Raw genomic sequence first — 23,320 nt, 5'->3', positions numbered from 1 at the left:
CTTGTTCTGTCTTCGTGCCTATGTTTGCCTCTGCTCTGCGCACTCGGCTCCCCCTCGTTTTCGGACTGCTGCTCCTGGGCTGGCTCGGCACCAGCCTCACGCCCTCTGCGTCAGCGCAGTCAGTGGATGCCCCGCGCGTCGTCTTAAACGACATCGCATTCAGCGTCACTGTCAGCGATCCGGACCAGCAGCTTACCCCGGGCGCTCAGATTCAGGTAGGATCCGCCACTGCCTCTCTCGAACCCGACGGCTCAACCTGGACCGCCGAGGGCCTTGTCGTGGAGGAGACAGGTGCGTACACGGTACGACTGGTGCAGGGCGGCACTACGATCAGCGAAGCCGCCACACGGGCGCTTCCGGGTGTTGTCTCGCTGCTCCCCCCGCTCCTGGCGATTGGCATGGCGCTCGCCTTCAAGCGGGTGATCCCGGCGCTCTTCCTGGGCATCTGGGTGGGGGCCTGGATGGCGGCGGGCTTTTCGCTTAGCGGACTCTTCGTGGGCCTCCTCGAATCGCTGGAGATCTACGTGGTCGGGGCGCTGGCCGACGAATCCCATGTCGCAATCATCCTGTTTTCGCTGATGATCGGCGGCATGGTGGGTATCATCTCCAAAAACGGCGGCACGTATGGCATTGTGGAGCGCCTGGTGGGCTGGGCCAACACACCGCGCCGCGCGCAACTTGCCACGGGCACACTCGGCGTGGGCATGTTCTTCGACGACTACGCCAATACACTTGTAGTCGGCAACACCATGCGCCCAGTGACCGACCGCCTGAAGGTCTCGCGCGAGAAGCTGGCGTACATTGTGGATTCGACCGCTGCGCCCGTAGCGTGTGTCGCGTTCGTAACCACCTGGATTGGCTACGAGGTTGGGCTCGTGGGCACCGCCGTGGAGGGCCTCGAAGGATTTAATCAGGGCGCGTACTCGATCTTCCTGAGCTCGCTCGCCTACAGCTTCTATCCGTGGCTGGCGCTCTACTTCGTGTTCGTCGTCGCCAACTCCAGCCGCGACTTCGGCCCCATGGCCCGCGCTGAAATCCGCGCTCGCACCACCGGACAGGTCGTGAGTGCCGAAGCCAACCTCGATAAGGCTGCCGAAGAGGATAACGACGAGATGCGCCCCAAAGACGGCATCCCGCTGCGGGCCTACAACGCCGTGCTGCCCATTCTGGTGCTCGTCGGGAGCGTGCTAGCCGGGCTGTACTGGACAGGCATTGATGCTGCCGGAAGCGATGCGTCGCTCCGTGAGATTATTGGGGAAGCCGACTCCTACACATCGCTCATCTGGGGTTCGCTCCTCGGTGTGCTTACCGCAGGCGCCCTCTCCGTGGGGCAACGCCTGCTCTCGCTCGAAGAGACCGTCGAAGCCTGGTACAGCGGACTCAAGTCGATGCTCTTTGCCATGATCATCCTGGTGCTCGCCTGGGCGCTCTCCGACATCACCGGGGTGCTGCACACCGCCGAGTACCTCGTGTCGGTGCTGGGCACAACGCTTCCGCCCGGCGTAGTACCCGCCATCATCTTCGTGCTTGCAGCAGCCACGGCCTTTGCTACCGGCTCCAGCTGGGGCACCATGGGCATTCTGATGCCGCTGGTGGTGCCGCTGGTGTGGGCCGTGCTGCAGGCCAACAACATGGCCGACCCGTCGAACTACCACATTATGTACTCTGCGGTGTCATGCGTGCTGGCCGGATCGGTGTGGGGCGACCACTGCTCCCCGATTTCGGATACCACCATCCTCTCATCCATGGCGTCGGGCTGCGACCACATCGACCATGTGCGCACGCAGCTTCCGTATGCGATGAGCGTGGGCGTGGTCGCCCTGCTCGTGGGCACGCTGCCTGCCGGGTTTGGCTTTCCGTGGTGGCTCTCGCTCCTCATCGGTGCGGGACTGCTTTCGGGCGCGCTGCGCCTCTTCGGTACGCCCGTCGACACACAGGGGGAGGCTGCCGTATCCCCTTCATCTGATGAGTCGTCGCAGCCCCAAGAGGCTTCGATGCCGTCGACCTAAGAACCTGTTTGGGTTTTGGTTTGACGGCGAGAGCGAGGGACGCTGAGGCGAAAATTGAACCCCAATCGAGGTTCGTAGCCGGGGCTACGGGCCGAGATTAGGGGCAATTTGCAGCCCAGCGAAGCCGCTCGGAGCCCAAAATAAGAAATCAAAACAGGTTCTAAGTAGACTTCTATGCTAACCCAGATCGCAGCTGCGCATAAGAGGCTGTATGGCGCGTTTGTGGGCTGGATGTGAGGAGCAGCGATTGGTGCTTGCATCGGGGGAATACGCCCCCGCCCGCCCTTCCTCGTCGCATGGCACAAAAAGCATGACCTTCGGCCCCTGCGCCCCGATGAATTGGTCTACACACCGCCCGGGACGTCCTTCCGACCGCTGTCGGAATACCAGTCCCGGGCTACAAGTCACTAAACACGTACCTCCCCTCGGGAGAAGGAACTTCAAAGTGCCAAGATTCGGGCTTCTCGCGACCTCTTGCAAGGAGCGTTAATGGACAAGGAAAAGAAAAGTCGGTAGTGGGTAGACGCTAAGTGATAAGGCTATCGTAGAATGTAGGTTTGTCTTGTTCGAACCCCCTCTCCCTTTATTCCGCTGCGCTCCATGAGTCGCCCTGCGGACTCGTTTGGGTTTCTCCCCCTTTTCCAAGGGGGAGATGTCGATAGACAGAGGGGGTTGTCTGGCTCCGATGATGTCGGCCATATGACAGTTACTTACCATTGAACCGCTACCGAAAAGTCACCCACACTCCCGCCGGGAGAAGGAACAAGGGGGAGGGGATTCATGGCCTGTTGCAGGCCGGGCTTGAGGGGTGAAGTACCTTAACCTTTCTCCCCAGTCATCCTGCCCCCCGACTGCGCACCGCCGCTCGCATCTCAAGCAGTCCGCAACGCATCTACGCTATCGAGTAGCTCTTGCCCTCTACGCCGAGCGTCGTTTCCGGAAAGACATCGCGGGCGGCCTCCAGCGGCTCGTGCTTGGGTCCGGGCGGAAGGTGCACGAGCACAAGCCGGTCGACACCTGCGGCCCGTGCAATATCGGCGGCTTCCACCATGCTGCTGTGACCCGGCCCTGCACCGGTGGCTTCATGAATGAGCAGATCGGCCCCCTCGGCCAACTTGACGACCGCATCACACGGTGCCGTGTCGCACGAGTACGCGACGACCGCCCCGCTCTCATGCGCTACGCGCAGTCCGAACGTGGGCGTATCGCCATGACTCACCGGCGCACTGGTGATGTGCCACGGCGCGTCCGTCCACACCGTAGCGCCGGGCTGCCCTTCCACTTCGTGGGCAATGAGTTCGGGCATCCCCTCCCATCCTGCAGTCACCGGCGCAAACGCCTTCATACAACGCCTCGCCTGATCGAGCGTAGCCGGATAGCCGCACACCGGCAGATCGCCGTCGCGATCCGAGAGCCAGAGCTTTTCCATCAGCAACGGCAGTCCGCTGATGTGGTCGGGATGGCGGTGCGTGAGGATGAGCCCGGCAATCTCTTGAAACGTACCTCCTACTGCCTGCCAGCGCTGCAAGGCATCGCCGCCGCAGTCGACCAGGAGCGAAGAGCGGGAATGGGCATCGTCGGAGAGCGCGAGCATCGTTGTTGTGCGATGCGGGTCGCTGATGGAGGCTCCGGTTCCCAGGAGGTGAGTGTAAGCTGTCATGGTGCGCATTTAGATGGTGAGACGGACACGAATGGTGACGGCTCCATGCTTGGTGGAGGACGATGCGGGCTTGTAGCCGGAGACGGGGAGCGCCCCTCGGCGCGGACGTCTCCGGCGGGGCTGACGGGAGCGAACGGGGTAACCTGTCCCGACCACTGTCGGACCGTTCGCCCCAGAAAGATTATCATTGGGAGAGTGATCATGTAACGTCTATCCACGACCCTCTATTTCATTACCGGTCATGCTGAACGCAGTGAAGCATCTCAACGCCCACAGTTGGGAAGCGGTGCCACCGAGCTTGCATGCAGACCGCTGCACTTCTGCCTATATGATGAGATGAGAGAAGGCCGACTTGGGTAGCCCAATCACCTCCAATCACCTGTAGCGTTGATGTTCTGCTTTCTGGTACTTACTGCCGTGTCACAGGTCAATGGTTGGGTAGCAACGTACTCCGCTCGCACGCTGTCATCTTGAGCGGAGCCGAAAGATCTCTCTCGAGGTTGGCAGGGCCCCTGTCCCGCCGTATCTGCTGAACGACGAGGAGATGTTTCGACGCGCTTCGCTTGCTCAACATGACAATCCGTTGGAGAGAACGCACCTGGACGCGCGCCTTCCGCACTACAATAATCATCTGTGACACAACACTACCGCGTGCGCTGGATCGTGTAGGCCGTCAGCCCCATGAGCGCATTTCGGGCGTGGGATTCGGGGAACGAAGCGGCCATGTCGTATGCTTCTTCAGCGAATGCATGCATGCGGTCTTGCGCGTACGTGATGCCGCCGTGCTCACGCGCAAAGGCTGTGATCGCTTTCATATCCGCCGCCGATTTCTCGTCGGTGCGTACGCGCTTCATGACCTGTTTCTTATCGGATTTGGTGGCCTGCTGCAGCGCATGGATGAGCGGCAGTGTCATCTTCTTTTCTTGCATGTCGATGCCCACGGGCTTGCCCGCATCCACCGCACCGAAGTCGAACAGGTCGTCGCGAATCTGAAACGCAAGCCCAAGTTTTTCGCCGTAGGTGCGCATCCGGTCGACCATGTCGTCGTCATCGGTGGCGCTAAGTGCACCAGCGGCAGTGCAGGCAGAGATCAGCGAGGCGGTTTTGTCGGAGATGATGCGGAAGTAGGTCTCTTCGTCGATGTCGAGGAAGCGCGCCTTTTCGATCTGCAGCAGCTCCCCTTCACTCATGCGGCGCACCGCATCCGAGAGCGCGTGCAGCACGGTGTAGTCCTGATGGTCGAGCGAGAGCAAGAGACCGCGGCTGAGGAGGAAGTCGCCCATGAGCACCGCGATTTTGTTCTTCCACAGCGCATTGATGGAGAACATGCCGCGGCGTGTGTCAGCGTCGTCGACGACGTCGTCGTGCACAAGCGTCGCGGTATGAAGCAGCTCCACGAGCGCGGCGGCCCGGTAGCTCATCTCGGTGACCTCGCCGCATACCTTGGCCGACAGCAGCACGAGCAGTGGACGCACGCGCTTGCCTTTCTGCTTGAGTACGTACTGTGTGATTTTGTCAAGCAGGAAGTGGTCGGCGCGCATGGCCTCCCGGAAGTACGGGCGGAACGCGTCAAGCTCCTCGGACACCGGCGCGCGGATCGCATCAAGCGTCGTAGGTAACGACGACTCCGCAGACCGCTCGCCCGTAGACCGCTCACCGGCACGGTTCGACGTAAAGACTGAGGCGTCTTCCATTACGGTTTTCAGAAATCATTGAAAGGTTGGGGATCCGTTACGCCGCGTCCGCGCGAAAAGTTTACGGTGTGGCGCTGCTCCCTGGGTTCGGATGTACAGTCTGCGTTACGTGTGCAGGGCGCCGTGTCAAGGTTGCGCAAAATTGGAGGGGCGGGCACAAGGCCCCACGAGAAGAGTGAGTTGCCGTTCAGCGTGCTGTGCCTATGTGCTGCCGCTGCGCGTTGGTGCGATCCCGATGCTTTGCCTCCCCCAAACGAAAAAACCCCTGACGAGGCAATAAGCCTGTCAGGGGTTGGTGCCTGCCCGGGAGGATTCGAACCCCCGACCTGCGCATCCGTAGTGCGCCGCTCTGTCCATCTGAGCTACGGGCAGATGTGTGTGCCAGGCCGTGCCTGGCCCGTTGCGCACCCATACACGCACCCAAAAATGGAATGATCCATCATTATGCGTCCTCACAAACTGTTCAAGCAAGCCCGCTATGCCGCGTCGGAAACGACCGACGACGATGCAGGCTCCGTAAATGGTGTAAGGTGAAAGAAGTGGCTTGTAGGACCGTGACCGCTCCCCAGCGGGAGCGCCTGTTCAATCGCTTTTGTTACGTACGCCTTGGCCTGACGTACCGCTTCAGGCAACGCGCGTCCGTGGGCTATGTGGGCGGCAATGGCCGAGGCATAGGTGCAGCCGGTGCCGTGCGTGTGCGGCGTATCGATGCGCGAGGCCCGTACGGCATGGAACGTAGTCCCGTCGTACAGCACGTCGACCGCATCATCAGTGGCAGCCAGATGACCGCCTTTCACAAGCACAGCTGCAGGCCCCATGTCAAAGAGCGTCCGTGCAGCGTCGCGCATGTCGGCTTCAGTGCGTACGGTGGCGTCGAGCAGATGCCCGGCTTCGTGCAGGTTGGGCGTAATGACCGTGGCCAGCGGCAGCAGCCGGTTCCGCAACGTTGCCACTGCCTCGGGGGCAAGCAGCTCGTATCCACTCTTGGAAATCATAACCGGATCGACCACAAGCGGATATCCGTCGCGCTGCTCCATCTCGTCGGCCACGCGCTCAATGATGTCAGCTGTTGCTAACATTCCCGTTTTGATAACGGCCACCGGAAAATCGCTCAGCACGGCCTCAATCTGCGCCGAGATGAGGTCGAGTGCTACGGGCTGAGCCTCCGTTACAGCGACGGTATTCTGCGCCGTGATCGCTGTGATGACGCTCGTGCCAAAAACCCCATTGGCCTCCATCGACTTGAGATCGGCCTGGATCCCGGCCCCGCCACCCGAGTCGCTTCCGGCAATCGTACAGGCTACAGGTTTCGGCGTTGCAGTTGGCATAGGGGGATGCAAAGTGGATGGTAATGTAGCGAGTCGTTTCGCAGGCGTGCAGGCACGCTGTTTCTTGGAAACACGCAGCGGACGCGTGGTTCTGTGCATTCTGTAGAAGGCGGTACGCAGCGCACGTGGTTTTTCGTTAGCCTGCTTCTTTCCACGCCTGTTGATAGGCCCGCGCTGCCTGGGTCGGGTTGTCGGCATGCACAATTCCTGAGAGCACAGCAATTCCTGCTGCTCCAGCACGACGACATGGCGCCACGCGCTCAGGGGTAAGTCCCCCCAGCGCCAGCACCGGCACGCCGGCCTGTCTGCCGAACCGGCGCAGCGCATCAACCCCCGTGCCCGGGTGACCGGGCTTGCTCGACGTGGGGAAGATCGGACTGTACGTTACGTAGTCCACCACGCGGCGGCGGGCCGGGGGCAGTTCGAGCACGTGATGCGCTGAATAGCCAAGCGGGCGCGGAATGGGCGCCGCAATCGCCTCGGGCCGCGGACCGCGCCAGCCGGTGTGGAGTCCGGCCCCCAGCGTACGGGCGGTGCGCAGGCGCGTGTTTACGGTAAGCGTAGTGGCGGGATGGACCGATCGCACGCGTGCTGCGAGGGCTTTGGCTTCGCACTGAAACCGCTCCGGCGCGGCCTCGTGGTCACGCAGATGCACCCACCGGAGCCCCGCCTTCACCGCCGCCAGCACCGCCTCAATCACGAGCTGCGTCGCAAATCCGTTGGCGATGAGCGCAATGGGCGGGCGCGGCAATGCCGTCTGTGTAGCGCGCAGGGCCGTGGGTTTGCTCTTATTCATGGGTAGCGTAGCCACAGCGCAATTGCGTATCGTATTGGCGTCCAGCTTCTGGGCTTCTCAGCTACGACGACACCTGCCGGGCAGGATGCGAGGGATCGGGAGCGTCGACGCCGCGTGTGGCGGGATCGCCTTCGGTGCGGAGCGTGCGGCTCCACCACGCCAACCCTCCCCCCACCACCAGCCCCAGCACCAGGCTCATGGCTGCGTTCATGAAGGCGATGCGCCACTGCGTGTTAGCCACCTCGGTAATTACGACCTCTTGCGAAGCCCCCGGGCGCACGCGCACTCCAATCGTCTCGCGATCTTCGGCCACCCCAATGAGCGTGTGCGGAAGCGACATGCGCTCGCGTGTGATGACCGTGCCGTCGTCCATCGGGATGCGCAGGCTCACGTAGTCGTACTTAATTTCGGCACGCCCCGACGAAAAGAAGTCGGTGATCTCGGCCTCGGCAGGCGTTCCCTGCTGGAGCGTCTCGCGCAGCGCCAGGCCGGTCCACACCTGATGGGCCGAGAGCCCCACAAGCAGAATCGGGATGATCCATGCAGCGCGCGTCAGCCAGCGAGTCACGGTCGAGGAGCCCGAGGGAGTAGCCATAGCAGAAGATCGATTGGAGGGTGTTGGGAGGCAGCAGCACAAGTGCAGTGTAGATGCTCGTACGCTTACTACCGCAGTGGGATGCGAGCGCCCGTACGCTCCGGTGCAAAGCATCGGTCAAGATACACGATGCAGGCGCACCTCCGTCGTGGACATCCGATGGTGCATTGAGACGAACCTCGCGAAAAAGCAAACCGCGATCTCGTCGTATAGCTCCACCATGCAACAAAACCGCTCCAGAGATCGACCTGTGGGCTGTCCCCGAAATTGCCCCACACTCAGTATTTTCGGTGTGCATATACAAATGAATCGCTCTCCTGAGGGCGTGCGGAGGCAGAGCCCCCGAGGTGGGGCGTCACGAGGCAGAGCCTCGCGACGAGTAGGAAGAGGGAGAGAAGAGGAAGTTGTTTCTCCAACTCAAAGAAAGAATTCCCTCGTCGCATGGCACCACAGGCATGACCTACGGCCCTCCGCCGTGCGACGCAGACCACGCGGGCCAAGCAGGGGCGCTGCCCCATCCCCCACCGTCATACACACCCGACGGCGGACTGCCAGACACAGGGGATCGGGTTTTCTTGTTGGGAGCGCGCATAGAAACGAGCGTAGCCTCTACATCTCCCGAACGCACCCAGTGCTGCCTCCACCGTTAGGAACTGCAGTTACGACAGGAAGAGATAGGGTTTCCAGGTGTCGTCGAGGTTGCCCACGAAGTCGCGGATGAACATGACGTAGCTGGGACGAAACGGCTCGCGGTTGAGCTCCATGCCCGCCTCTTCGGGCGTCATATCGCCTTTCCGGTTGTTGCAGGTCACACACGCTGCCACGAGGTTCTCCCACGTGTCTCGCCCGCCGCGCGACTTGGGACGGATATGGTCGATGGTGAGCCGGTCGCGCGATCCGCAGTACTGACAGGTGTGGTGGTCGCGCTTGAGTACGTTTTTGCGCGAGAGCATCACCTTTTTGTACGGGATGCGCGCATACGCTTTCAGGCGTACGATGCTGGGATACGGCATCCGCGTGCTGGGCGAGCGGACGGCTTTGCCATCCACCGACTCAACAAGATGCACCTTCTGCAGGTGCATGAGCACAATGGCGCGCTGCACGCTGCACACCGTGAGTGCGCTGTAGTCTTGGTTCAGAACGAGTACGTGTCCATTCATCACACGCAGCCCCCCACTCCGCTACGGAGTGCATTCGTGGAGGCAAAAGCATACAAACGATGCATTGGAATACTGAAGAGGTCAGCCCTCGCCGATGCCTCGGCATCTTGTGTGAGTTCAAGTGGCGTGCGCGGCATATACACACGCTGTTACGTATTACAAGCGTTCACGCTTTGTTTCCCAAATCGCGCTCTACGCGCAGCTATCGCCGAAAAACAAATGATTACGTTGCATCGGTCGGGGTGTGGTGGAGGCACGCCGCTACGCCGTTTCCGTCTGCTGCTTCTGGGCGATAGGAGCATGCAGGCAGGCGTTCGGGATCGCAAAGGCGTCGACCAAGGGCTCGGCCATCGGGCGCACCTCTTTGCACAGCGCGTTGACCTCGTGACGGATGGCTTTGGCCTTGCTGCCTTCAATGTAGTTCTGCTCTAAGAACCAGCCACGGTCCGACTCAATCGCTTCCAGCGCAAAGAGCGTACATAGCGTGCGCAGTACGCCGCGCAGGTCGTCGTCTTCGGTGTCTTGAATGGAGGCGTGAAAGTGATCGAACACCAGCTGCTCCGATTTGGCTTTGGCGAGTGTGACCAGGTGGTCTTGCACCTCGATGAACGCGTCGTAGGTATCCATGCCGTCGTCGATCCGCTTTTTGAGACGACGCGCTACCGACTGCAGGAGCGCTTCACTGCGGTAGCGAAAGGCGTTGCCATGAAACTCGGGATCGCGCAGGTGCTCGCGGTCGGTGTTGCGGCGGATAAGCGGGTTTTTCTCCTTCAGGCGCGTGCCCAGGTCCGATGCCACAAACTGCACCATGTTGAACACATTCATATCCCGAAACTCGCGCTGAAAATCCGATAGCAAACCCTTGGCCACCTGAAGCAAGAGCACGGTGTTATCGCCCTCGAACGTGGTGTACACATCGGTGTCGGCTTTAAGCGCGGCGATGCGGTTTTCAGCCAGGTAGCCCTGTCCGCCACACGCTTCGCGAGCGGTTTGAAGCACATCGGTGGTGTGCCAGGTGCTGTACGCTTTCAGTGCATTGGCCTCGGCCTCAATGTCTTCGAGCGAATCGTTGGGACCGCGTGCAGCAAATTCGTTGGTCAGATGCGCCAGGGCAGCGTGGATGGCGTAGGTTTTCGCCAGACGCGGCAGGAGCCGTCGCTGATGCGTGCGGTAGTCCAGAATTGGCACCTCGGGCTCATCTTGCGGACCAAACTGCCGCCGCCGGTTGCCGTAGCGCACCGCAATCGTCAGGCCCGATTTCGCGGCACTGCAGGCCGACCGCGCCACGCTGATGCGTCCCCCCACAAGCGTACTGAGCATCGTAAAGAAGCGACGCCCGGCGCTGGGAATGTCGCTTTCGTACGTGCCGTCGGCATGCACATCAGCATAGCGGTTGAGCAGGTTTTCGCGGGGGATGCGCACGTGGTCGAACCACAAGCGTCCGTTGTCAACCCCGTTGAGTCCCATCTTTCGCCCGCAGTCTTCGATGCGCACACGCGGCTTGGGCGTGCCCGCGTCATCGCGGATGGGCACGATAAAGGCATGGACCCCGTAGTCCTCGCCGTTGGTGTGGAGTTGCGCAAACACCGTGGCCACACGTCCATGCCGGGCCGCATTGCCGATCCACTCCTTGCGCGCCCCGTTATGCGGCGTGTTGATGACGAATTCCTCCGTCTCGGTATCGTAATGAGCCGTCGTTTCCAGATCGCGCACATTGGATCCGTGGCCGAGTTCGCTCATCGCAAAGCAGCCCGGCAGCTCCAGCGTACCGATGTCTTCGAGATATTTCTCGTGGTGACGCGCACTGCCCAACTGGTGCACGCTACCGCCAAACAGGCCAAACTGCACACCGAACTTGATAACGAGGCTCAGATCGTGGTACGAGAGCGTCTCAAACGCGGTAATAAACTTGCTGATGTCGCCGGTCCCGCCGTGTTTCTTGGGGAATGCCAGCGCCCCCAGTCCCTGATCGGCCAGGAGGCGGCACCAGTACAGCACACGCTCGCGCTTGGCCTCGGTGCCGAGCGAGGGATCGTAACGGAAGACGGGATCGGTGAGCAGCGCGCGGATCTGATCGCGCAACTCGGCGTGCTCGCCATCCAGATAGCGTTGAAGCTGCTCCACCTGGCAGGGGATGCCACACGGCACCTCGTCGCTGGGTGCAGGACGCTCTCCACGCAGTTCGTCAACGATCTCGTCGCCTGCGATACCGAGGGCCGCCTCCACCTCGCGTAGCGCCTGCTGCGCATCGTCGGGCATGCCGGGTGCGCCGTCGCCGCCCAGCGCGGCCATTTCTGCGCCCAGCGCGGCCAGCGAGGTGCGCCCCGTAACGGGAAGATCAGTCGCTGCTTTCTGCAACCGCCGCCGCCAGCGTTGATACTCGGTGGGCGTGGGCGGATGCTCGGGATCGAGCCACTGCTGCACCGCGTCGCGATGCTCAGGATCCATCCAGTCGAACGCTTGCAACCGCTTCCGAAGCGTGGTATGCTCAGCGGGTGTAATGACGCCGTCGGCCCAAGCCACGTAGAGCAAGGGCAGCACCGCCAGCACATCGGCGGGGTAGTCGGCAGCGTTGGGGGCGGTTTCGGTTGATGTTGGCATGGGAAGCAGGGGGTTGGGCTTATACAGCGCGCATGGTTTCGGAGAAGGCATGCACCGCTTCGATGAAGACACCCGCATGGTCGGGGTCGTGGTCGGGGTGCATGCCGTGGCCTAAGTTGGCAATGTGGTGCTGCGGACCAAAAGCGGCCAGCATGTGCTGCACCTGGCGCCGGATGTCGTCGGGGGCGCTGTAGAGCGCGCACGGATCCAGGTTGCCTTGCAGCACAATGTCGGTGTCGATCTCGGCGCGAATCGTTTCAGGGCTCATCGTCCAGTCCAGACTAAGCGCGTCGTATCCCGCCGCCGCCAGCGCCGGTTGGGCGTACGGCGCGCCCTTCGCAAATGCGATGCACGGCACGTCGGGATGCGCCTCTTTGACTGTTCGCACGATGGACTCAAGGTACGGAATGCCGAACGTCCGGTACAGGCTGGGCCCCAGGAGGCCCGCCCACGAATCAAACACCTGAAGCGCCTGTGCCCCGGCATCCACCTGCTTGATAAGATACTGCCCAATGAGCGTAGCCAGCGTGTTCAGCAGCTCATGGCTGGATTCGGGGTGCTGGTAGAGCCACCGGCGGGCGTTCCGGTACGACTTGCTGCCGCCGCCCTCAATCATGTAGGCCATGAGCGTCCACGGCGCGCCGGCAAACCCGATGAGCGGCACGCGTCCGTTGAGTTCGTGGCGCGTGTGGGTGAGCGCATCGTAGACCGGCTGCAAGACCGCGTTGGCCTCCTGGTCGGTGACGCGTTCCAGATCGGCGGGGGTGTCGAGCGGATTCGGGAAGTGTGGCCCCTTCCCCGACACCATCTGCACCTCCAGCCCCAGCGCCTGCGGAATGACGAGGATGTCGGAGAAGATGATGGCCGCATCCAGCGGAAACCGGTCGATGGGTTGCAGGGTGACTTCCGCAGCCAGCTCGGGCGTGTTTACCACTTCAAAGAACGGATGGTCGGCGCGTACGGCCTGATACTCAGGCAGGTAGCGCCCGGCCTGGCGCATCATCCACACGGGAGTGCGCTCGGTGGCGTCGCCACGGGCTACACGCAGGAACAGATCGTTTTGGAGCGGCGGAAAATTGGCCATAAAGGCGGTGGATACAGAAGGTTATGGATGTACGATAAGCGGCGTGCGGCACAAGAATCGAGACGACCTCCTGTGCGGCCTGTGCTTACGCATCAGGGTAGAGCGTGGTCTGCAGGAAGTCGAGCGTGCGCGCCCAGGCATCGGTGGCCGCCTCGGGGACGTAGTTGCTGCCGGTCGGGTTGGCGAAGGCGTGGCCCGCCCCTTCGTAGATGCGGATGTCGGCGTTGACCCCGCCATCGCGGAGCTGGTCGGCAAACGTTTCCACGTTTTCGGTGGGAATGCTGCCGTCATCGCCTCCAAAGATGCCGAGCACAGGCATCTCAAGCGCAGCCACAGCCTCGGCCGAGGCGTTGCCTACGTTGCCGTAGTAGATGACCGTGCCGTCCCATCCGCTCGGGGCGTTGAGTGCCGCCTGTAGCGACCAGTATCCGCCGAAGCACCAGCCCATCACGCCGATCTGCGGCGCGCCCTGCTCCTCAGTCATGAACGTGCGCGCCGATTCGAGGTGACGGCTCAGCACGTCGCCGCGCCCCATGGCTTCTTCCATGAGCGAGGACGCGCCGTCGGGCGTGTCGGCGACATCCCCCTCGTACAGGTCGACCGCGAGCACCTGGTAGCCCTCAGCCGCCAGGCGGTCGGCCATTGCGCGGATGTTGTCGTTCAGGCCCCACCACTCGTGAATAAGCACGACGCCGGGCAGCGGCGCATCGGCGGACAGCCCACGGGCGCTACGGAGCGAGTCGGCGGCCTCGGGAGCTGCATAGTAGCCGGTCCATGCAGTGCCATCCTCGCTTGTGCCGTACGTTACGGTTTCGGTGGTCACCGGCCCTGCAGGGGGCTGTACCAGCGGCGATGCATCCGACGTGTCGGCGGCGTGCGCCTCAGCCATCGCATCCACATAAGACAGTGAGGCGGACGTGGCGGTGGTGTCGGCATCAGGAGACGCGTCGGAATCGGACGACTGGTCGCATCCAATGACCAGCGGAAGCAGAAGCACCGCCGCCATGAGCGGAAGCCAGCGGGTAGCGAACGTGGGGTAGTTGACGGTCATGATAGGCGGTTTGGTAGATAAGCAGGGCGACACATACACATTGGTATCGCCTAAAAAGACCAAAGCCATGCGGCGTTCCTCTGAAGTCCTTCGTGCACGGAACCGTTACGCCTGCGGTCCAATATCGGGCGGTGACGCATGCTGGCCCTTTTGTCACACGCTGCCTTTTTCCGCCCTGCTCCTCGTACTGCGCTGATGGCTGCCGACGCTGCGTTTTCGTTTCGTGCTGAACTGGGACGCAAGGCCCTTCATGTGCTGGCCCTGGGCATTCCGCTGAGCATGGCCTGGATCGGAGCGCCCCTCGCGGTGTGGATCGTAACGGCAGCGGCCCTCATTGGCGTAACTGGCGATGTGCTACGTGCGGTCTGGCCCCGGTTCCGCGCTCTGATTCGCACGATATTCGGCGGATTGATGCGTCCGTCGGAGTGGTCGGATGCTGCAGGACGCATCACACTCAACGGGGCGACGTGTGTGCTCGTGGCATGTGCGCTGGCCGGGTGGCTGTTTCCGCTGGCGGTGGCGGTGCCTGCGCTCTGCGCCGCGCTCCTCGCCGACGCCGCTGCCGCCATTGTAGGACGCCGCCTGGGCCGCCACCCCTGGGGCAATCATGGACGCACTGCCGAGGGCTCTGCGGCGTTTGTGATCATGGCTGCTGTTGTGCTGGTCGGGGCGGGGCTTCCGCTCGTTGCTGTGGGCGGAGCCGCCCTGATGGGTGCGGTGCTGGAGGCCCTTCCGCTCTCGCTCAACGACAACATCGCCGTGCCGCTGGGTATGGGCACGGTGCTTGCCGTGCTTGGGTAGCCGTTCTATCCAGGCAACTTTGCGATGCCGCCTGTTGTTGGCCCCGTGTCCGTTTTTCTCTGGTCGACGCGCTATGCGTCTTATGTCTACATTTCCTGCCTCGGCGTTCCACCGCCTCACCGGACTGCAGTCGCTTCCGCAGCCCGATGTCATCCCCACCCGCCTGCCAGTTGTCATGATGCATGGGTTCGGCATTGGCGGGTCGCTGCGGCGCGGCGGGCACCTGCACGAGCAGGCCATGTATTTGCGGATGCGCGGGGTACGCGCCTACGCCCCCAACGTGTCGCCTTATAACACCGTGCGAGCCCGCTCCCAGACCTGGAAGCGGCACATCGAGCATGTGCTCCACGAAACCGGGGCCGAGGCGATCACCATCATTGCCCACTCCATGGGCGGACTCGACGCGCGCTTTCTCATCAGCCAGATGGGACTGCACAATTGCATTGCGGCACTGGTTACGGTGGCCACCCCGCATCGTGGATCTGAACTGGCCAATCTTGTACTCAAACAGCCCGATTCGGTCCGCTCGTGGATGGCCGACGTCGCCGACTGGCTGGGCACGCATATCATTGAAAACGGATCGGCCAACTCGCTGCAGACCGTGCGCGAACTCACCCCTTCGTTCATGCAGCACAGCTTCAACCCGAACGTGCCCGATCACCCCAATGTGCGCTACTGGTCGTACGCCGGACAGGCAGGGCGCGATACCGAGGTCCCGCTCACCCCGCTCCTGCGTTACTTCAATGCGTACCTGTATCAGCGCGAGGGCTGCAACGACGGTTTTGTGTCGGTGGATAGCGCCAAGTGGGGCACCTTCAAGGGGGTACTGGATGCCGATCACATCCGCCAGGTGGGCATGGATGCCGGATTCGGCGGCGCGGACTTCGATGCGAATGCGTTCTATGCGAATGTGGCTCAGGACTTAGCCAACGAAGGGTTGTAGGGACGACACGACGCCTCTGCTTCACCAAAGCACTGCCGGGGACGGTGGACCGTTGGACCCAGAATCAACACAATCAAATCCGTAGGGACACGGCGCGCCGTGTCCCTACGGATAAATGGGGGGCGCTCCCAACATCGCTACGGCGCATTCGCTCCGACATTGCCCTGCCCGAGCGCGGTCTCCAGCGCTGTATTGCTCCAGGAGACGCGTACGTGTCCGCCGAACGCCGCCAGCTCCTCGAACGGACGCGGCACCACCGCCCAGCTGGACCGTGCGCCCTGGGGATGCCCGTCGAGCGCGCCCAGGTAGAACGCGATGCGTCCGCCGCCACCCACTGCCCCCTCGCGCAGATGCACCGGGTGCGCCTGATTCGTGACGGGCGCGTTGGCAGCGCGGCGGACTTCCACGAGCGTCATGGTGGGCGTGAGTGCCTCGAAACGAATCGTGCCGCCGATGCCGCTGGGCGCTTCGGGGCGGCTGTTGGGCACGGGGGCAAGCGGGTACGTGGCGGTGTCCGGCGCGGCGGGACGCTCCAACTGAAACAGCGTTGGTTGTACGCTGGCGTTGGCCCCGATGTCGCCCTGCGCGAGCACCGTATCGAGCGGCATGACCTGCTCGTGCAGGGTAATGTGCGCATCCAGCACACGCAGCGAGTCGAGCGGACGCGGCAGCAGGTGCACGCTGCGCCCGGCCCGCCGTGCGGCGTTGTCGATGGCCCCCAGCCCCTGCAGAATGGGCCCCGTGGTGTCGGCGCTGTTGGCGCGGATGTGCACCGGGTAGATCGCCTCCACATCGATCGTGTCGTCCAGAGCCACGGTGACGAGCGTGCGCGCTGAGTCGAGCGACTGCATGAGCACCTCGGCGGTCACGTCGATGCTGTCGGGCACTGCCCCCTGGTTGGGCCCGGCATCCAGCGCGTAGCGCACCTGCTCGCGCAGTTCCGTCTGTGAGCTGCCGTCTTCAATGGGCGCGAGCGTGCTGTCTGCGCATCCAGTCGCCAGCATACTACCGAGCACAAGCGCGCTGCATAGCGTCCAAATGCTCGCCCAGGCACATCGTGTTTGCATCCGCCAAAAATATGTTATTCAGTGGGATACGCCAGCACGTCTCACTCCGCAAAACCGGGCACCTGATTATTCAGGAACGGATTCTGCTTCCGTTCGCGTCCGATGGTCGTTACAGCGCCGTGGCCTGGATAGATGGTCATGGCATCGCCGAGTGGCAGCAGCTTGGTGCGGATCGACGCCATGAGGTCGGCTTTCGAGGTCTGGGGCAGGCCCTGAATGCGTCCAATCGAATCTTGGAAGAGCACATCGCCCGTGAACGCGATGTCTTCTTCATCGGCTACAAGGCTTACGGAGTCGGGCGAGTGGCCGGGGGTGTGCAGGATGCGGAAGCGCACGCCGCCCACTGTGAGCGTATCGTCGGGCGTGAGCGGAATAGTGCTGCGCTCGGGTGGGTCGATAGTCACACCAAACGCCTGCGCCTGCTGCGCAGCCTGGTCGTAGAACGGCGTGCCACTCGGGTGCAGATAGAACGCCTGGTCGTAGGTGGATTCGAGATGCGCACAGCCCAGAATGTGATCGATGTGCGCATGCGTCAAGATCAGATGCGTGACCGTCAGGTCGTGCTCGTCGATGTAGGCATCGACTTGCTGCTGCTCGGCACTGCTGGCGCACGAGGCGTCAATGATGGCGGCTTCGCCTTCGCGATGCGCCACGTACATATTGGTCATGAAGCCGTTGAACGTGAAGGACTGAATCGTCATAGGCCAGGGCATCTGATATAGGTCTGAATCAGGATACGGTACGAGCTACCTGCTTGCAGGATTCGGTAGTAGGTCAACGCCACGTGATGAAGGAAAGACACCCGTAGCTGGAGAACGTGCACCGTATGCTATCGGTGCTGGGGGCGCTCCCTGGCGCGGACGTCTCCGACATGGGCGAACGGAGGAACTTGTCCCCACCACTGTCGGCATCGCTTGCATTCCTGACGACATCTGTTCCAGGCCCCGATTGCGCCTCTGGTATGCATCATGCCCGATGAGTCCGCAGAAAGCCTACAGACGGGGCAGAGCCCCTAAACAAAGGCGTCACAAGGCAGAGCCTTGCGACGAGCGGTAATTGGGTTGGAGTTCACCTCTTTTACGGTCCCCATACAGCTTTCATACTACAGCACTCAACATGCGGCGATTCATCTCGCAGTATCACACAAATACGATAGGCACGATCCTGAACCGGAATCGGGGCAAGCCGTAGAGATGGGTCGCGATCTACTCTGTTTGTTGTGTTGTCTTTCGTCGCATGCGGCTCCACCGGCTCCACTGGATGATGCTTCGCAAGCTGCCCGGCCCGTTCTTTGGGTGGCTGGGCGTGCTCATGTTTCTGCTGCTCATGCAGTTTCTGATTCGGTGGCTGCCCGAGCTGGCCGGAAAGGACCTGCCGTTCCTTGTCATTGTGGAGCTGATTGCCTACAACCTGGCGTACATGGTCGTGCTGGCCGTGCCCATGTCTACGCTCCTGGCTGCGCTCATGGCATTTGGGCAGCTGGTGGAGTCGAAGGCCTACACGGTGATGAAAAGCGCCGGGATCTCGTTCGGGCAGCTCGTATGGCCCGCGCTGATCGTCGGACTGTTCGTGACAAGCTTCATGGTGTACTTTAACACGGTGATGCTGCCCGAATCGAACCACCGCGCCCGCATGCTGTGGAGCACCATTCGGATGCAGCAGCCCGGCTTTGAACTGCGGCCGGGCGTGTTCTACGAGGGCATCGAGGACTATAGCATTCTGGTGCGCGAGCGACCCAAGGGCTCCAACCAGCTCAACGGCATCACCATCTACGATTACACGCGCGGACGCCGCGAGCAGGCCGTCATCCGGGCTGCACACGGCACGCTCGAATCGGACTCGCTGGGCCGCGAGATCACCATGGTGCTCTACGATGGCGAAATGCATCGCCCCCTCACGCGCGATGCCAACAACACGCAAGAGCGCTACGAAAAGATGCGCTTCGACCGCCACACGCTCCGGCTCGACATCTCGGACTTTGGATTCCAGCGCTCCGATGAAGACGAACGCCGCACCCGCCGCACTGCGCGTACCATGCGCATTGCCGGACTGCGACAGGCCGCCGACTCTATGCGCACTGAGATTGGCTTCGACCTGCAAGAGATCCGTAACTCTCCGCATCACCCGTACCGTCCCGATGCTTCGGACGACCCGGTGGCGCCCTGGCCCCCGCCCGACACGCTCGATACCGGCGCGGCTTCGTTTCTCCTGCGCGACCTGCCCCCAGACCGCCAGCCGAGCCTGCTCGACGGGGCGCTGCAGCAGGCCCGCTCGCTGCAGTCGTCGCTCCGCAGCACCCGCCGCAGCGTGGAATGGAAGGGCGAGCGCGTGCGCACCTACCGCGTCGAGATCATGAAAAAATATTCGATTGCGGTAGCCTGCGTGGTGTTCATCTTTATTGGCGCTCCGCTGGGCCTAAGCATCCGGCGGGGCAGCCTGGGCGTTAGTGCCGCCTTTGCCATGGGCATCTTCCTCTTCTACTGGATTACGCTCGTGCAGGGCGAAAAGCTGGCCGACCGCGCGGTCATTCCGCCATGGCTGGGCATGTGGATTGCCAACATCATCATGGTAACGGTCGGCTGCTGGCTTGTCGCGTACATCGTGCTTGACCTGCGCGCTACGCCCGCCCTGCGTACCCGGCTGTGGATGTGGCTTCGCTCCCTGTGGTCAGATGCATCTTCTACATGAACCGGGAACGCACAGCCACCCACCGGGCCTGGGTATCCTGGGGGATGCTGGGGCTGCTGCTTCTGTGGAGTGGGGGCCGTCTGCTGGCCGATGAGCTGCGCCCTGCCAACGTGCCGCATCCGGACACCGAGGTGCGTCCGGGCCTCCACTACACTGCGCTCGACTTGGCCGCCCGTGGCTATGCCAACACCGGACGCGCCTACATCGCCCGCATTGACCTGACGGCTCCCGGCGTAGAGCTGTTCGTCACCCCGCCTGATGTACGCACCGACAGCACCGCATGGTACCGGCTGCGCTACCCGTGGCAGGTGGCCTGGAAGCACGACCTGGATGTGGTCGTCAATGGCGCGCTGTTTCAGCCGCCGCGTCTTGGCTATTGGCCGTTTGCCTGGGCGCAGGGCCACCACACCACCATCGCCGACGGCACAGCCAGCCACATCAACCCGCAGAGCTACCTGCTCTGGCTCACCGCTGACCGCATCCCCCGCCTCACCGACGAGCGCCCCGTGCCCGATTCGGTGCTCCACCGGGCCCAGTGGGGCGTTGGGGGCCTGGTGCGCGAACTGCGCAACGGCACCGTGCACCCGCGCACCCAGCGCAGCGGCACCATCGATAACTACACCATGGTTGCCGCCTGCACCGAGACGCAGCAGCTGTGGCTGGCGGCGTTTCAGGACGTGACGCGTGGCACCGCTGCCCAGATCTTAGCCGATCAGGGCGCCACCGACGGACTCATCCTCGACGGCGGCGGCTCCACCGCGTTCTACATGAGCCATTCCGCCCAGGGCGCTCCCGACGGACTGCACCTGGGGGGCCACCGCCCGGTAGCCACCCACGTTGGCGTGCGGGTGCGTACGGCAGCGCCGTAGGGATACGGCACGTCGCGTGCCTACTCACCGCCGCCGTCGGCTGCCGTGCTTTTCAACGATAGTGTCGGCCTGCGCCTGAATGTGCGGCTCCTCGCGGAGCGCCTCGATCTGGTCGCGGGCATGGTGGTAGGCCTCCAGATGGTCTACCACGCGCTCGGGATAGTCGCGGCCCACCACACAGCCGTACGCCTGCTGCTCAAACGCCGACATCTGCCACGGCTCATGCACGAGCGCATCGTTCTCGATGGCGGCCAGTTCCGGCACCCAGCGGCGGATGAACACGGCCTTGGGGTCGTGCTCGTGGCCCTGCTTCACTGGATTGTAGATGCGCAGCCGGTTGATACCTGTCGTGCCCGACTGCATCTGCACCTGTGGGTAGTGGATGCCAGCCTCATAATCGGCCATCTGGCCGCCGTACCAGGGCGCAAACCGGCGCCAGTCGAGCCAGCAGTCGTATGCGGCGAACGAGCACAGCATCGCGCGCATCCGAAAGTTGAGCCAGCCCGTGTGGCGCAGGCAGCGCATGCAGGCATCGACCATGGGGAAGCCCGTTTGGCCGTGTTTCCAGGCCGCGTACAGATCGGCGTCGAAGCCATCAGCACGCAACTCATCAAAGGCCGGGATGTAGCTTTCGTGCTCGATGCGCGGAGCGTCTTCCAGCTTCTGCATGAAGTGGCCGTGCCAGTGCAGGCGGCTGTCGAACGAGGAGAGCGACTTGCGCCATGTGGCTGCACCTTGAAACGACGCGTTCTCCACCTCCATCTGCCGCTCACGGAGCGCGTGCACCGCCTGCCGGATGCTCAGCGTGCCGTACGCCAGATGCACCGACAGCCGCGAGCAGCTCCGCTCCGCCGTACGCGGACTCGACATGCTTTTGCGATATGGCTTGCCCCGCTGGTGTAGAAAGGTGTCGAGCAGCTGGTGCGCGTGGGCCTCGCTCACGGCCTGTACGGCAGTCGTGTCGGGGGGCAGTCCCAGATCAGCGTGCGTGGGGATGCGTCCCGGCTCCAGGTTGCCCGGCGCGGGCATGAGCATCTCGGGCACGGGCACCGGCGGTTGCTGCATGTAGGCTGCCCACCGAGCGGACCATGTGTCGCGATCGCGCAGCGGGCGCACCACGCCGCGGCACGGGTATTCGGTCAGGGGGATGCGCCGGGTCTGTGCCCAGGAGCGCACGCGGATGTCGCGGTCAAAAGTACGCCGGTTGCCCGTTTCCTGATGCGCCCAGATGCGAAACGGCCCAATCTGCCGGTAGAGCGTCTCAAGCACGTCGGGGAGGCGTCCGCAACGCACAATGAGCGGCTGTCCCAGCGCCGCCAGCGACCGACGCAGCGCGTGCAGCCCCTGCGCGATGAGCGACCAGTGGCGCGGCGAAACGTCATCGCCGGCAGCGATCTCGGGCTCGGCCACGTACAGCGGCAGCACAGGGCCACGCGCGGCGGCCTCGGCCAGCGGACGGTGGTCGCGCACCCGCAAGTCCCGCTTGTACCAGACGAGTTGAATCATAAAGAAGAAGATGTTGGGTTGAAGTCCCGCACGTGACCTGAAATATCGTCAGGGTCTGTTTAGATCTTCGCGGCTCTATCCACCCCTCAGTCGCTTGCGCGACAGCTCCCCTCTCCAGGGGAGCGGGCTAAGGGAAAACTCGAATCGAATGTCCATACCCTGTCCTGCACGCTTGGCATGAGCTTTCACCTTTGCAGGTGCGGCGGCATCGCTTTCCAACGGGGCATCCTGAGATGCTTCACTGCGTTCAGCATGACTACAGAGGAAGGGAAAGCTCATAATACCGAGCTATTGTTCGCCCCCCCAAGTCGTCCTGACGCCCTTGGGCGGAAGGATCCCAACGCCAGCTCTGCACAGGTGGCACGCCCCCGCATCTCCGGCAACTGTCCTCGCCCAGGGAACGCAGAAGCGTTCATTTCCCGAGGCAACGGGGGACCGTTGACTCCAGTTAGCCAGTTAGAAGGAATGATTGCACGCAGCAGCGGCATCTACCACTGTTTTTTTCGCCGGATGGCGGGCGTAAGCAAGCATGGTCCTTCTTCCGGGCTCTCTGCCCCATCTGGATCGTCTCATCATCACGCTTCATCCCTCAGGGGATACGAGTGGAGGCAGAGCCTCCGGGCCGCGCGTCACGAGGCAGAGCCTCGCGACGAGTGGTGCAGGAGTTGGGTTGGAATTAGTAGGGGCCGCCGCCGAACGGGCCGAACTGCATCACATCGTCCGACAAGGCACTGAGAGCTTTACCTACGCGATGACACGCCTTCGTGTAGCGAATCGGTTCGCGGGGTGCGGATCGTTACGGGTGTAACACGCTGTGCTTTGCATCCACAAAACCCATCGTGCATATGCATGTGGCAATTACACGGCCCCTTTCACGAACCGAACTGGCAACGCATGGCTTCTGAACGACTCACGTTTACCAACGACCGTGGCGACGAACTGGCGGCGCGCCTGGAGCGTCCTGATGGCGAACCGGCGGCGTACGCGCTGTTTGCACACTGTTTTACCTGCTCGAAGGACCTGCGGGCGGCGCGCACGATTAGCACGGCGCTGTGCGACCGGGGGTTTGCGGTGCTGCGCTTCGATTTTACGGGCCTGGGAGAGAGCGAGGGCGATTTTGCGGATACGAACTTCTCCTCGAACGCGCAGGACCTGGTGGCCGCTGCTGATTTCCTGGCCGATGCCTATGAGGCGCCGTCCCTGCTGATTGGCCACTCGCTGGGCGGGGCCGCGGTGCTGCAGGCGGCCCACGATATGCCCTCGGTGCAGGCCATTGCCACCATTGGCGCGCCTGCGGAGCCAACGCACGTAACCCATCTGCTGGACGACGACATCGACACGATTAAGTAGGTCGACAGAACAACATTACTCGTAACCGATGCCGGCGGTGCGGAGTGCCTGTTGCGGCGAGAGGGTCTGGAAGTACTGGCGACAGCTTTCTCGAAGCGCCTCGAGGCTCCGCTCCAGG

18 protein-coding genes and 1 tRNA gene are annotated in these 23,320 nt (G+C 62.7%); 6 read left to right on the top strand and 13 right to left on the bottom strand.

Annotated elements, in window-relative coordinates; all coding sequences use genetic code 11:
* The first annotated feature begins 20 nt into the window (after nucleotides 1–20).
* Nucleotides 21–2,009, top strand: coding sequence for a Na+/H+ antiporter NhaC family protein (locus tag CRI93_RS13720; protein WP_098063215.1), 1,989 nt, complete (start codon nucleotides 21–23; stop codon nucleotides 2,007–2,009).
* Nucleotides 2,010–2,901: 892 nt separating this feature from the next.
* Here CRI93_RS13720 and CRI93_RS13715 read toward each other — a convergent pair.
* The 10 genes from CRI93_RS13715 to CRI93_RS13665 all read right to left on the bottom strand — a co-directional run bounded on the left by CRI93_RS13715 (nucleotide 2,902) and on the right by CRI93_RS13665 (nucleotide 14,047).
* Nucleotides 2,902–3,669 carry an MBL fold metallo-hydrolase gene (locus tag CRI93_RS13715; protein ID WP_245850543.1) on the bottom strand — a complete coding sequence of 256 codons (768 nt, stop codon included), beginning with the start codon at nucleotides 3,667–3,669 and terminating at the stop codon, nucleotides 2,902–2,904.
* 644 nt (nucleotides 3,670–4,313) lie between these two features.
* Nucleotides 4,314–5,363 (bottom strand): polyprenyl synthetase family protein, encoded by a 1,050-nt coding sequence (locus CRI93_RS13705; protein ID WP_098063212.1) that lies wholly within the window; start codon nucleotides 5,361–5,363, stop codon nucleotides 4,314–4,316.
* 298 nt (nucleotides 5,364–5,661) lie between these two features.
* Nucleotides 5,662–5,735 (bottom strand) — tRNA-Arg (locus CRI93_RS13700).
* 104 nt (nucleotides 5,736–5,839) lie between these two features.
* Complete coding sequence (gene thiD / locus CRI93_RS13695; protein WP_098063211.1) at nucleotides 5,840–6,691, bottom strand: bifunctional hydroxymethylpyrimidine kinase/phosphomethylpyrimidine kinase; 852 nt, start codon at nucleotides 6,689–6,691, stop codon at nucleotides 5,840–5,842.
* A gap of 136 nt (nucleotides 6,692–6,827) precedes the next feature.
* A complete protein-coding gene (locus tag CRI93_RS13690; RefSeq protein ID WP_245850541.1) occupies nucleotides 6,828–7,502 on the bottom strand; it encodes a thiamine phosphate synthase in 675 nt (224 codons plus the stop codon).
* 46 nt (nucleotides 7,503–7,548) lie between these two features.
* Nucleotides 7,549–8,082, bottom strand: a complete 534-nt coding sequence (locus CRI93_RS13685) for a hypothetical protein (protein ID WP_245850539.1) — start codon at nucleotides 8,080–8,082, stop codon at nucleotides 7,549–7,551.
* Between the two features lie 659 nt (nucleotides 8,083–8,741).
* Nucleotides 8,742–9,242: an HNH endonuclease gene (locus tag CRI93_RS13680; protein ID WP_098063209.1), complete on the bottom strand. Its 501-nt coding sequence runs from the start codon at nucleotides 9,240–9,242 to the stop codon at nucleotides 8,742–8,744.
* Between the two features lie 261 nt (nucleotides 9,243–9,503).
* Complete coding sequence (locus CRI93_RS13675; protein WP_098063208.1) at nucleotides 9,504–11,843, bottom strand: acyl-CoA dehydrogenase family protein; 2,340 nt, start codon at nucleotides 11,841–11,843, stop codon at nucleotides 9,504–9,506.
* A 19-nt stretch (nucleotides 11,844–11,862) separates the two neighbouring features.
* Nucleotides 11,863–12,927, bottom strand: a complete 1,065-nt coding sequence (gene hemE / locus CRI93_RS13670) for a uroporphyrinogen decarboxylase (protein WP_098063207.1) — start codon at nucleotides 12,925–12,927, stop codon at nucleotides 11,863–11,865.
* An 85-nt stretch (nucleotides 12,928–13,012) separates the two neighbouring features.
* A complete protein-coding gene (locus CRI93_RS13665; RefSeq protein WP_098063206.1) occupies nucleotides 13,013–14,047 on the bottom strand; it encodes a dienelactone hydrolase family protein in 1,035 nt (344 codons plus the stop codon).
* Between the two features lie 126 nt (nucleotides 14,048–14,173).
* Between CRI93_RS13665 and CRI93_RS13660 the strand changes: the two genes are divergently transcribed.
* Nucleotides 14,174–14,779 (top strand): diacylglycerol/polyprenol kinase family protein, encoded by a 606-nt coding sequence (locus tag CRI93_RS13660; protein ID WP_098063205.1) that lies wholly within the window; start codon nucleotides 14,174–14,176, stop codon nucleotides 14,777–14,779.
* A gap of 82 nt (nucleotides 14,780–14,861) precedes the next feature.
* Nucleotides 14,862–15,722, top strand: a complete 861-nt coding sequence (locus CRI93_RS13655) for a lipase family alpha/beta hydrolase (RefSeq protein WP_098063204.1) — start codon at nucleotides 14,862–14,864, stop codon at nucleotides 15,720–15,722.
* A gap of 137 nt (nucleotides 15,723–15,859) precedes the next feature.
* On the opposite strand, the gene CRI93_RS13650 is transcribed toward CRI93_RS13655, so the two are convergent.
* Both CRI93_RS13650 and CRI93_RS13645 read right to left on the bottom strand, forming a co-directional pair.
* Nucleotides 15,860–16,726, bottom strand: a complete 867-nt coding sequence (locus CRI93_RS13650; RefSeq protein WP_098063203.1) for a hypothetical protein — start codon at nucleotides 16,724–16,726, stop codon at nucleotides 15,860–15,862.
* A 104-nt stretch (nucleotides 16,727–16,830) separates the two neighbouring features.
* Nucleotides 16,831–17,490 carry an MBL fold metallo-hydrolase gene (locus CRI93_RS13645; protein WP_098063202.1) on the bottom strand — a complete coding sequence of 220 codons (660 nt, stop codon included), beginning with the start codon at nucleotides 17,488–17,490 and terminating at the stop codon, nucleotides 16,831–16,833.
* 559 nt (nucleotides 17,491–18,049) lie between these two features.
* On the opposite strand from CRI93_RS13645, the gene CRI93_RS13640 reads away from it, so the two are divergent.
* Both CRI93_RS13640 and CRI93_RS13635 read left to right on the top strand, forming a co-directional pair.
* On the top strand, nucleotides 18,050–19,477 hold the full coding sequence (locus CRI93_RS13640) for an LptF/LptG family permease (RefSeq protein WP_245850538.1): 1,428 nt from the start codon (nucleotides 18,050–18,052) through the stop codon (nucleotides 19,475–19,477).
* A complete protein-coding gene (locus tag CRI93_RS13635; protein ID WP_098063200.1) occupies nucleotides 19,474–20,346 on the top strand; it encodes a phosphodiester glycosidase family protein in 873 nt (290 codons plus the stop codon). Before CRI93_RS13640 ends, CRI93_RS13635 begins: the two co-directional genes overlap by 4 nt.
* A gap of 24 nt (nucleotides 20,347–20,370) precedes the next feature.
* On the opposite strand, the gene CRI93_RS13630 is transcribed toward CRI93_RS13635, so the two are convergent.
* A complete protein-coding gene (locus CRI93_RS13630; protein WP_098063199.1) occupies nucleotides 20,371–21,852 on the bottom strand; it encodes an FAD-binding domain-containing protein in 1,482 nt (493 codons plus the stop codon).
* A gap of 894 nt (nucleotides 21,853–22,746) precedes the next feature.
* Here CRI93_RS13630 and CRI93_RS13625 point away from each other — a divergent pair.
* A complete protein-coding gene (locus CRI93_RS13625) occupies nucleotides 22,747–23,202 on the top strand; it encodes an alpha/beta fold hydrolase (protein WP_098063262.1) in 456 nt (151 codons plus the stop codon).
* Nucleotides 23,203–23,320 lie beyond the last annotated feature (118 nt).

Source organism: Longimonas halophila (assembly GCF_002554705.1).
Lineage (GTDB): Bacteria > Bacteroidota > Rhodothermia > Rhodothermales > Salinibacteraceae > Longimonas > Longimonas halophila.
The sequence above is the reverse complement of the archived record's forward strand: the minus strand, read 5'-3'. Positions and strand labels throughout refer to the sequence as shown.